Origin of the sequence: Streptomyces sp. OfavH-34-F (genome assembly GCF_022347745.1) — a bacterium.
Taxonomy (GTDB): Bacteria; Actinomycetota; Actinomycetes; order Streptomycetales; family Streptomycetaceae; genus Streptomyces.
In genome coordinates this window covers 1-10,378 of sequence record NZ_JAKRGC010000232.1, presented here as the reverse complement: position 1 = coordinate 10,378, position 10,378 = coordinate 1, and the positions used below count along the sequence as shown (strand labels likewise).

Here is a 10,378-nt window from a genome sequence, read left to right as displayed (position 1 = left end):
GAGCGGCGGCCGGGGGCGGCTCCGGCCCGGGGAGCGGAGCCGGCCGCCCACTTTTTACCGACGCGTAACTTCCCACCTGACCCTACTCATGCGTAATTTGGCATGAGCACGCAGAAGTGCTGCGGAAACTTGTGGTCCGGGCCGCAGGGTGCACAGCCATCGCAACCCCCTTGAGCCGCAAGGAGACCCCCACGATGCTGCCCTGGACCCGCGCGCCGCGCTCCCCGCGCGCCCGCCGGACGCTCGCCGCCCTGCTCCTCGCCGTCGCCGCGGTCGCCACCCCCACGGCGACCGCGGCGGCCGCCCCCGCCACCGCGACGGCCACCACCTCGCGCGGCTGGAACGACTACTCCTGCAAGCCCTCCGCCGCCCACCCGCGCCCCGTCGTCCTCGTCCACGGGACCTTCGGGAACTCGGTCGACAACTGGCTCGTCCTCGCCCCCTACCTGGTGAACCGGGGCTACTGCGTCTACTCGCTCGACTACGGACAGCTGCCCGGCGTCCCCCTCTTCCACGGCCTCGGGCCGATCGACAAGTCGGCCGGACAGCTCGCCGCCTTCGTGGACAAGGTGCTCGCCGCCACCGGCGCGGCCGAGACCGACATCGTCGGCCACTCCCAGGGCGGCATGATGCCCCACTACTACCTGAAGTTCCTCGGCGGAGCCGACAAGGTCAACGCCCTCATCGGGATCGCCCCCGACAACCACGGCACCACCCTGCTCGGCCTGACCCGGCTCCTGCCCTACTTCCCCGGCGTCGGCGACCTGATCGAGGCCGGCACGCCCGGACTCGCCGACCAGGTGGCCGGATCGCCCTTCCTCACCAAGCTCAACTCCCTGCCGGACACCGTGCCCGGCGTGCGCTACACCGTCATCGCCACCCGCTACGACGAGGTCGTCACCCCGTACCGCACCCAGTACCTGGACGGGCCGAACGTGCGCAACGTCCTCCTCCAGGACCTGTGCCCGCTCGACCTGTCCGAGCACGTGGCGATCGGGACCGTCGACCGGATCGCCTACCACGAGGTGGCCAACGCCCTGGACCCGGCGCACGCCACCCGCACCACCTGCGCCTCCGTCATCGGCTGACGGCCGCCCCCCCGTCCCGGCCGGGTTACGTCCCGCCGGGACGGGGCCGTTGTCAGTGGCGTCCGGCACGATCGGACCATGACGACCGACTGGGACCTTGCCGCCGCCACCTTCGACGAGGAGGCCGACCACGGCCTGCTCGACCCGGTGGTCCGCGCCGCCTGGGCGCGGCGGATGGAGAACTGGCTGCCCGCCGAACCGTCCGACGTGCTCGACCTGGGCTGCGGTACGGGCAGCCTGGCCCTGCTCGCGACCGGCCGGGGCCACCGGCTCACCGCCGTGGACAGCTCCCCGCGCATGGTCGAGCGCGCCCGCGCCAAGCTCGCGGGCCGGGGGGCCGAGGTGCTGCTGGGCGACGCGGCCCGCCCGCCCGTCGGCGCCCGCCGCTTCGACGTGGTGCTCGCCCGGCACGTGGTGTGGCTGCTGCCCGACCCGGCGGCCGCCCTGCGCCACTGGGCCGGGCTGCTGCGGCCCGGCGGCAGGATCGTCCTGGTGGAGGGCGTGTGGAACGGGGACGGCCTGCCCCCCGGAGACCTCACCGCGCTGCTCGCCCCGCTCACCGACCGCGTCCACCACGAGCCGCTGTCCGCCGACCGCGACCTGTGGGGCAAGGACGTCGACGACGAGCGCTACGCCCTGGTCGCCCGCGTGCGCCGCCCCCGCCGCCACACCGAGGTGGTGGACGTCCACCTGATCCTCCGCCGGGGCTCCGACGTGCTGCTCGCCCGCCGCTCCGGCACGGGATACGCGGACGGACTCCTGCACGCCCCGTCCGGCCACGTGGAGGACGGCGAGGACGTGCGCGCCGCGGTGATCCGGGAGGCGGCCGAGGAGATCGGGGTCGCCCTGGCACCGGAGGACCTGCGGGCGGCTCTGGTCATGCAGCACCGCGGACCGGGCGGCGCTCCCCGCACCGGCTGGTTCTTCGAGGCGGCGTACGACCCGGCCGACCCCCCGTACAACCGCGAACCCGACAAGTGCTCCGAGCTGGACTGGTATCCGCTGGACGCCCTCCCCGACGACATGGTTGCCTTCTGCCGCGCGGGCCTCGACGGCTACCGGGCGGGCGAGCGCTTCATGGTCCACTGGCACGAGGACGCCGACCCGATCGGGTACGAACCCGGGCGGCGGCGGGCGGTCGTGCTGCCGGCGAGCGAGCGCTGACCCCCGCCGCGCCCCTCACGCCAGCAGCGGGGCGAGGCCGTGCGCCGAGCGGGCCAGCCGCTCCAGCTCGTCCAGGGCGCGCAGGGCGGCGCGGGCCGCCTCCGGGTCGCGGCCGGCCAGGCCGCTCGCGGCGAACTCGTCCTCGTCCAGGCGCAGGACGGCGGACCGGTCGGCCGACACCCACAGGTCGAGGTCCAGGTCCTCGACGAGCAGTTCGCCGTCGCGCAGCACGGCCGGGCGGGTCACGTCGCAGTACCAGCCCTTGAGCGCGCCCGCGCCCGTGCGGACCTCCTTCACCGCGAACCACGCGTCGCGCCAGTAGTGCTCGGTGAAGACGTCGCCCGGCTCGAATCGCACGAACCCGAAGTCGCGGACGCCCGGAGCCGCCCAGAGGGCCCGCACCGTCACCCGGACGCCGTCGTCGGCGACCGGCACCGCCGGATACCGGATCTTGGTCCTGCCGGCCTTGACCAGGACCACGGTCAGGGGTGCGTCAGCCGAAGCGGCGGACATGGCGTACCTCCGTGGCACAGATCTCGTAGCCGAACCAGCGGTTGACCGCCAGCATCGGCGCGTTGGCGGCGTCGTTGCCCGTGTAGGCGTCGGTGTACCCGGCGGCGCGCGCCCGGTGCAGCGAGTCGTTCTTCGCGAGCTTGGCGAAGCCCCGGCCCCGGTGGGCCCGCCGGGTGCCGGTCATCCCGGACCAGTAGCGGTCCACCCCGTCGGTGCGCGCGGCGCTGAACGCCACCACCTCGCCGTCCGCCACCACGACCGAGGTCAGGTCCCGGTCGAGGCCGGGGTCGCGCCAGGTCCCGGCGAGCCACTCCTCGTAGTCGTCGAGCAGGGCCGGGGTGTCGCTGGGCTCGTCCGCGGTGGTCTCGGCGTCGGCCTCGAACAGCGGGCGCGGGTCGTCGGCGAAGTCCGCGGCCGTCCGCAGCTCGACCCCGGCCGGCGGCTCCTGACGGGGCGGCAGCCCGCCGCCGGCCAGGTCCAGATGGAGGAAGTGGGCGGGCCGGCCCGGTGTGTAGCCGTGCCGCGCGGCGAACGCCCGGTCGCCGGGGGTGTCCAGGACCCAGGCGTGGACCTCGGTCGCGCCGGCGAGCGCCAGGTACTCCTCGGCGGTGCGCAGCAGCAGCGAGCCCGCGCCCCGGCCGGTCCGCTCCGGATGGGTGTACGGATTGCAGAACGCCTGCCCGGGTTCGGGGCTGTCGTGGGCCAGACCGACCTGCGCCGTCCCGATGATCTCGCCGTCCTCCTCGGCGACCAGCAGCCGGAAGCGGCGACCGGCCGGGGCGGCGGCCAGGTCGAAGGCGACCTGCTCCGGCGTGGTGATCATGTACGGAAGGGCGGCGCGCCGCACCCGCACCCACCCCTCGGCGTCGGCGGGCCGGAAATCGCGCACGATGACAGTCATGGCCAGGAACGTACCGATGCCGAGGGCTCGCACGCCTCCCGATTTCCGCGCGTGGGGGACAATCGGCCCGTGACTGCGAACATCACCGTGGACCCCGAATCCGGCACCGCCCCGTACGAGCAACTGCGCGCCCAGATCTCCGAGCAGGCCCGGTCCGGGGTGCTGCCGGTCGGCCACCGGCTCCCGACCGTACGCGGCTTCGCCGAGGAACTGGGCCTCGCCGCCAACACCGTCGCCAAGGCATACCGGGCGCTGGAGGCGGACGGCGTCATCGAGACCCGGGGCCGCAACGGCACGTTCATCGCCGCCGCCGGGGACACCGCCGACCGCAACGCCGCCGCGGCGGCCCGCGCGTACGCCGAACAGGCCCGCCGCCTCGGCCTCTCCCGCGCCCGCGCCCTGGAACTCGCGCAGGACGCGGTGCGGGCGGTCTTCGCGGACTGAGCGGCCCCCGGGGAGCGCCCCGGACGGCAGCCCTCCGCCCCCCTCGGTCAGCCCAGGGTCCGTACCACCGTGCCCAGCACCTGGTCCATCGGGCAGGGACCGAACCGCCGTGAGTCGTCGCTGTACCGGTTGTCCCCGACCACCGCCAGGAAGCCGGCCGGGACCGGCTCGCCCCGGAACGGCTCGCCCTCCAGGGCGACCGCCCGCTTGATGTACCACTCGGTCGCCGTCAGGTCCCCGGTGATCGGCGCCTTGCCCCGCCACGCCGTGTCCGGCTCGGGGCAGGCGACCACCACGATGCGGCCCTTGCGCACCCCGCGCGTGCCGCGCCGGATCAGCACCCGGGTGCCGGGGCTCAGGGTCGGCATCATGCTGTACCCGCGCACCGTCACGGCGACGAAGGTGCGCCGCACCCACCACGCGCCGAGCCCGGCCACCAGCACCGCCCCGGCCGCCGCGGCCGGCAGCGGTCCGCCCGCCCTGGCCCTCACACCTCCACCTCCGTGTCCTTCGTGTATCCGGACGCCTGGAGGGTGAAGAGTCTCGCGTACTCGCCCTTCAGGTCCATCAGTTCGTCATGGCTGCCGCACTCGCGGGTGCGGCCGTCCTCCAGGACCACGATGCGGTCCGCCCGGCGGACCGTGCCGAGCCGGTGGGAGATCAGCAGACTGGTGGTGCCCTCGCGGTGGGCGCGCAGCCGTTCGTGCAGGTGCTGTTCGGCCGCCGCGTCCAGACCGGCGCTCGGCTCGTCCAGGATCAGCAGGTCGCGGCCCTCGCGGAGCATCGCACGGGCCAGGGCGAGGCGCTGCCACTGCCCGCCGGACAGCGTGACGCCCACCGCGTCCGGGTCCTCCCCGTCGGTCTCGGGGAAGATCCGGGACAGCATCGTGTCGTAGCCGCGCGGCAGCCGGGAGACGAAGTCGTGCGCGTCCGCCCGGCGCGCGGCGGCGGCGATCCGCTCCGGGTCGCCGTGGTGGCGCAGGTCGCCCATCGCGATGTTGTCCGTGACCGACAGGTCGTAGGCGACCCGGTCCTGGAACACCGCGCTGATCCGCTCCCGCAACCGCGCCGGGTCCATCTCCCGGATGTCGGTGCCGTCCCACCGGACCGTGCCGCGCGTCGGGTCGTAGAGCCGGCACAGCAGCTTGACCAGGGTGCTCTTGCCCGCCCCGTTCAGCCCCACCAGCGCGACGGACTCGCCGCGCGCCAGGGTCAGGCTGACCCCGCGCAGAATCCACGGGCCGTCCTCCCCGTACCGGAACCACACGTCGTCCAGTTCGATGCGGTCGCGCAGCGGCGGCACCGGCAGCGGCGCGGCCGGCACCGGGAGGTCGGCGGGCAGCCGCCGGATGTCCACGTAGTGACGGAACGTCAGCAGCGCCTGGTACCCGCTGGTGACGTGGAGGATGGCGGAGGCCAGCACGCCCTGCACCCCGGCGGAGGCGCCGATGAACGCCGACACGTCGCCCACGCCGAACCGGCCGGACTGCGCGCCGTGGATCATCCACGCCAGCCCGCAGGCCGCGATGATCCCGCCCAGCGCGGAGGTCGGCGCCTGGAAGGCCAGCACCCGGCGGTCCAGCCGTTCCTCGGCGGCGTTGATGTCCCGGGTCTCGGTGCTCATCCGGCGCAGCAGGAAGCCGCCGGCGCCGAACAGCCGGACCTCCTTCACGGCGGCCAGGTCCAGCATCATGGTCTGGTAGAACAACTGGCGCCGGTTGCGCGGGCTGATCGTCCACATCATCCGGGCCTGCCGGCGGCTGAGCGACACCTGGATGACGAGCGCGGGCACCGCCGCCGCGACGGTGACCGCCGTCAGCCAGGGGGAGACCTCGGAGAGGACCACGGCCAGCCCGGTCACGGCCGTGGCCTGCTGCACCAGGCCGAACAGCGCCGTGGTGATCTGGTCGGGCGCCCCGGTCGCCGAGTTCTGCGCCAGCCGCAGCCGGTCCAGGAAGTCCGGGTCCTCGAAGCGGGCCATGCCGACGAACCCCTCCACCGTGCCGTACAGCTCCCGCTGCGCCCGGTAGGAGATTCCGCGCCGCAGCCGGGACTTCGCGTAGCCGGAGGCGTAGGGCAGCACCGTCAGCAGGGTGCCGCACAGGCCGAGCGCCGCGACCAGGGCCATGGGCGGCAGCCCGCCCGGTTCGGTGCCGTACTGCACGGAGTCGAAGAGCCACTTGGTGAACAGGGTGACCGCGGCGGGGAGCAGTCCCTGTACGAGGGTGAGCAGGACCTGGCAGGCGAAGGCGCCGGGGCCCGCCCGCCAGGTCAGGGCCAGGGCCGCGCCGGCGCCGGTGACCAGTCCGCGCGGACCGCCCAGCCGGTGCACGGCCGGCTCCCGGCCGCCGCTCACGCCGGGAGGCCTTCCAGCACGGGGTTGGTGCCGGCCTGGGCGTAGGTGACCGTGCCGTCCGGGTCCGTCATCACGGTGGTGGGGGTCGCGCGGATCGAGTAGAGCGCCGAGAGCGGCCCGCCGGTCTCCTCCACGACCACGGTCGCGATGCCCGTGAGCGGCTCCGCCATCCGGCGCGCGTCGGCCGTGTCCCCGGCGATGACCACCAGCATCTGCGCGGCGTCCATGCCGGTCCGCCGGGCGAACTCGGGGAGGTCCTTGACCGCGGTGACGCAGGCGGAGCAGTCCGTGGACAGGAAGGTGAGCGCCGCCTGGCGGCCCGTCAGCGCCTCGGCGGAGACCGGCTCGCCCCCGACGGTGACGGCGGTGAAGGCGGGGAGCGGCACGCCGGTCTCCGGGCCGGAGTCGAGCGGGACGAAGTTCTGCCGGCGTTCCTCCTCGTGCTTGCGCAGCCGCCTGATCACCGCGAGGGTCAGCAGCAGGTTGAGCACGGTGACGGCTCCCACCAGCACGAGTCCGGCGGTCAGGTAGATCATGCCCGTTCCTCTTTCAGGAGATCTTCACTGGGTCGACGATGTCGGGCGCCCATCGCACGGTCGGTACGGCATGGGCCATGGCGTTCCCCCGGCGGCCGGAACCCCGGCGAGGAGGACCGGGCGGGCACGCCGGGCGGTTGCCCGGCGGCCGCTGCCGTGCCGGACGCGGCACGGGCCCTCCTCGTCGGAATCCGCCGGAGATGACGGGCGGTCAGCGCCCGGCCGCCCCGGTCAGGCCGCGGCCCGGGTCAGCAGTTGTTGCCGCAGAACTCCCAGGCTCCGCAGTACGGGGCGGAGCAGCCGCTGCCGCCCGCGAGGTAGCAGCACCGCCCGAACCGGCGGATGCCCATCTCGCACTTGTACTCCTTGTACGACGTGCAGCCCGTGCCACAGGTGGGACAGGCGGCCTGCGCCTCGGCTTCGGGCACCAGTTTCCGGAGCAGGGTGTCGCCGAGTCCGGTAAGGAATTTCACGGGATTCGCCTCTTCTCGTCGGTGCCACCGCGAATGCGCCCGGAGACGCAGAAGATGACTCCGGTCCGCGGGGCATTGGCCTAGACCAAGGGAGTAGACCATCCGGGTGGGGCGGCTGCAACCCCGCTGCCGCAATGGGAAGTTGATGCGATCGGCCGTTACGTCACCTTCGGTGAAAGCTCATCCAAGTGACTTGGCATGAACACTTCCGAAAAGGCGGTCCGCGCTGCTACCACTGAGTAGGCAGAGATCCTGCCGGCCGGCCCAAGGGAGATCCCGTGAAATTGTCCAGACTCGTGGCCTTCTCGTCCTCCGCCCTGCTCGGTGCCGTTCTCGCCCTGACCGGGGCGGGCAGTGCGAGCGCCGCCGCCTCCGTGGACTACGTCGCCCTCGGGGACTCGTACTCCTCGGGTGTCGGCTCCGGGAGTTACATCAGCTCCAGCGGCGACTGTAAGCGCAGCACCCGCGCCTACCCCTCCCTCTGGGCCGCCGCCCACGCGCCCTCCTCCTTCGCCTTCACCGCCTGCTCCGGCGCGCGCACCGGGGACGTGACCGCCAGTCAGCTCGGACCGCTCAACTCCTCGACCGACCTGGTCTCCATCTCCATCGGCGGCAACGACGCGGGCTTCGCCGACGTCATGACGACCTGCGTCCTGCAGTCGCAGTCCACCTGCCTCAGCCGCATCGCGACCGCCCGCAGCTACGTGGACAACACGCTGCCCGGCAAGCTCGACGCGGTGTACTCCGCGATCCGGTCCAAGGCGCCCAACGCCCGGGTCGTCGTCCTCGGTTACCCGCGCTTCTACAAGATCGGCGGCTCCTGTGTCGTCGGCCTCAACGACACGGTCCGCAGTGCCATCAACGGCGCCGCCGACTACCTCAACGCGGCCACCGCCAAGCGCGCCGCCGACCACGGCTTCAGCTTCGGCAACGTCACCTCCGCGTTCACCGGGCACGAGATCTGCTCCGGCGACTCCTGGCTGCACAGCCTCAACTGGCTGAACATCGGCGAGTCGTACCACCCCTTCGCGGCCGGCCAGTCCGGTGGCTACCTGCCCGTCCTCAACGCGCTCGACTGAGCGGCGGCGCGCCCCGGAAGGGGCGCGCCCCCCGGCGGGCCCGGCCGGCCGGGGCCGGAATCGGGCGCAGACGCCGACGGAGCGTCAACCTCCGTACACGTGTGCGTAATCCCGGTGGCGGGATACACGAGTGTCGGTGGCAGGGGATAGGGTTAACCTGCGGCCGAAGTGCCCTCGTACGGGTGGGGAGTGACATGGAACAGATAACGGTACGCAGCAGGGCGCGCGTACCTGCCATTACCTGCGGGAGCGGTGCGACGAGTTCGCGCCTCGACCGCCATCTCGCGGTGCTGGGCGGTCCCGTCGTCCCGCAGCGCGAATCCGCGGAAGCGACCCTGCTGATGCGCGAGCTGACCTCGCGCGACGCCGGGCACACCCGGCGCAGTCGAAGCGCCCGGGTCTCGCTCTTCGCACCACTGCGCCGGCTGCGGCGCTCCCTCTTCGGCAGCCGCCACTGACCCTACGGCCGCCCAGGATTGATCCACGCAGCGCGCCGCTGACCGCTCTCCCGTCATCCCCGGAGCGGCAGTGGCGCGTCGCCATGTCCGGGCCCGGTTACGCACCGTGCCCGGCTCACCCGGACGGGTGGGGAGGTAATTCGGAGCCGAAATACTTCTACACTGTGCCCATGCCCGAGAAGCGAGCGGCCCGGCTGCGCCCCGACGAGCGGCGGGCGCAATTGGTGGCGATTGGCGTGGACATGCTCGCCGATTGCACGCTGGACGAGCTGTCCACCGACGCCGTGGCCCGCCGCGCCGGAATATCGCGGGGCCTGCTCTTCCACTATTTCGCTTCCAAACGCGATTTCTACCGGTCCGTGGTGCGCCAGGTGTGCGACGACTTCGCCGCCGCCACCGAACCGGACGCCGCGCTGGACCCGGTCCGGCGGACGCGCGCGTTCATCGCCGGATTCGTCGCGTACGTCGCCGGGCGCCGCAGGATCTATCTCGCCCTGGTCCGCGGCGCCGCCGGCGGCCACCCCGCCGTCGAGGACATCGTCGAGACCACCCGCGCCACCCTGGCCCGCCGGATCGAGGAGGGGCAGCGCGCACTCGGCATGCCGCCGTCGCCCCGGCTCACCCTGGCCGCCCGCGCCTGGCTCGCCTTCGCCGAGGAGGCGGTCACCAGCTGGCCCCTGGAGGAGCCGGAAGCCCCGGACGAACTCGCCGCCTTCCTGGAGTCCGGCTTCGTCCGGCTGCTGGGCGCCCTGGACCGCCCCGCCGCCCTGCCGGACTGAGCCCCCGTCCGCCGTCCCGCCGCAGCCCGCTCACAGCAGCGCGAACTGCCCGTCCGGGCCCTCCTCGCGGTGGTCCAGCACGGACGCGGGCCGCCGCGCGGACTCCGGTACCGGCAGCACCCCCGCCGCCCGCAGCTCATCGGCGCCGATACCCGGCTCCGCCGCCAGCGCGGCGGCCAGCGCCTCCTGCCGGGGCCGCAGTCCGGCCAGCAGGGCGAGCAGGGAGACCAGCTCCAGCAGCTCCGAGGTCCACTCCTGGAGCCAGCCGCGCGCCCGCACCGCCTCCAGCCCCGCGCCCCCGGCCTCCGCAGCGCACGCCGCCGTCCGCCGCTCGCACCACAGCTCCAGCACCCGCACCCCGCTCACCCGGAACTCCCACGCCCCCACCGGTACCGGCGCGATGCGGCCCGTGCCCAGGCGCAGCGCCCGCTCCTCGGCGTCGTACACCACGGGCAGCGGGTCCGGCCCCACGGCGGCCCGTACGTAGGGGCGTTGTCCGCCCGGCAGCCGGGGCCGCTCCGCCCCGCGCGCGCCGCGCAGCTGGAGGCGCAGCAGCTCCCGGCCCAGCTCGACCCCCTCCGCCCAGC

General features: G+C 73.8%; 12 protein-coding genes and 1 pseudogene. 6 read left to right on the top strand and 7 right to left on the bottom strand.

Annotated elements, in window-relative coordinates; translation table 11 throughout:
- The first annotated feature begins 194 nt into the window (after positions 1–194).
- Together MHW47_RS26015 and MHW47_RS26010 are read left to right on the top strand one after the other, a co-directional pair.
- Positions 195–1,088, top strand: coding sequence for a triacylglycerol lipase (locus tag MHW47_RS26015; RefSeq protein WP_239226201.1), 894 nt, complete (start codon positions 195–197; stop codon positions 1,086–1,088).
- 78 nt (positions 1,089–1,166) lie between these two features.
- Positions 1,167–2,243 (top strand): annotated as a pseudogene (locus tag MHW47_RS26010) (methyltransferase domain-containing protein); the annotation flags it as partial.
- Between the two features lie 24 nt (positions 2,244–2,267).
- On the opposite strand, the gene MHW47_RS26005 reads toward MHW47_RS26010, so the two are convergent.
- Both MHW47_RS26005 and MHW47_RS26000 read right to left on the bottom strand, forming a co-directional pair.
- Complete coding sequence (locus MHW47_RS26005; RefSeq protein WP_239226199.1) at positions 2,268–2,765, bottom strand: DUF402 domain-containing protein; 498 nt, start codon at positions 2,763–2,765, stop codon at positions 2,268–2,270.
- Entirely contained in the window at positions 2,746–3,666 is a 921-nt protein-coding gene (locus MHW47_RS26000) for a GNAT family N-acetyltransferase (RefSeq protein ID WP_239226198.1), read from the bottom strand. Before MHW47_RS26000 ends, MHW47_RS26005 begins: the two co-directional genes overlap by 20 nt.
- Before the next feature lie 69 nt (positions 3,667–3,735).
- Here MHW47_RS26000 and MHW47_RS25995 point away from each other — a divergent pair, with 69 nt between their 5' ends.
- Positions 3,736–4,110, top strand: coding sequence for a GntR family transcriptional regulator (locus MHW47_RS25995; protein WP_239226197.1), 375 nt, complete (start codon positions 3,736–3,738; stop codon positions 4,108–4,110).
- Between the two features lie 47 nt (positions 4,111–4,157).
- Here MHW47_RS25995 and MHW47_RS25990 read toward each other — a convergent pair whose 3' ends face one another.
- The 4 genes from MHW47_RS25990 to MHW47_RS25975 form a co-directional block, all read right to left on the bottom strand.
- Positions 4,158–4,601, bottom strand: a complete 444-nt coding sequence (locus MHW47_RS25990) for a S26 family signal peptidase (protein ID WP_239226196.1) — start codon at positions 4,599–4,601, stop codon at positions 4,158–4,160.
- Positions 4,598–6,466 (bottom strand): ABC transporter ATP-binding protein, encoded by a 1,869-nt coding sequence (locus tag MHW47_RS35985; protein ID WP_239226195.1) that lies wholly within the window; start codon positions 6,464–6,466, stop codon positions 4,598–4,600. The genes MHW47_RS25990 and MHW47_RS35985 overlap by 4 nt, the downstream gene beginning before the upstream one ends.
- Entirely contained in the window at positions 6,463–7,002 is a 540-nt protein-coding gene (locus tag MHW47_RS25980) for a TlpA disulfide reductase family protein (protein ID WP_239226194.1), read from the bottom strand. The genes MHW47_RS35985 and MHW47_RS25980 overlap by 4 nt, the downstream gene beginning before the upstream one ends.
- Before the next feature lie 248 nt (positions 7,003–7,250).
- Entirely contained in the window at positions 7,251–7,475 is a 225-nt protein-coding gene (locus MHW47_RS25975; RefSeq protein ID WP_239226193.1) for a hypothetical protein, read from the bottom strand.
- A gap of 296 nt (positions 7,476–7,771) precedes the next feature.
- Here MHW47_RS25975 and MHW47_RS25970 point away from each other — a divergent pair, with 296 nt between their 5' ends.
- From MHW47_RS25970 to MHW47_RS25960, 3 genes are all read left to right on the top strand, one after another.
- Entirely contained in the window at positions 7,772–8,554 is a 783-nt protein-coding gene (locus MHW47_RS25970) for an SGNH/GDSL hydrolase family protein (protein WP_308381717.1), read from the top strand.
- A 194-nt stretch (positions 8,555–8,748) separates the two neighbouring features.
- Positions 8,749–9,012 (top strand): hypothetical protein, encoded by a 264-nt coding sequence (locus MHW47_RS25965; protein ID WP_132903491.1) that lies wholly within the window; start codon positions 8,749–8,751, stop codon positions 9,010–9,012.
- A 170-nt stretch (positions 9,013–9,182) separates the two neighbouring features.
- A complete protein-coding gene (locus tag MHW47_RS25960; protein WP_239226191.1) occupies positions 9,183–9,791 on the top strand; it encodes a TetR/AcrR family transcriptional regulator in 609 nt (202 codons plus the stop codon).
- Between the two features lie 30 nt (positions 9,792–9,821).
- On the opposite strand, the gene MHW47_RS25955 is transcribed toward MHW47_RS25960, so the two are convergent.
- Positions 9,822–10,378, bottom strand: a 557-nt coding sequence (locus tag MHW47_RS25955) for a type ISP restriction/modification enzyme (RefSeq protein ID WP_308381716.1), incomplete at its 5' end; no start/stop codon positions are given.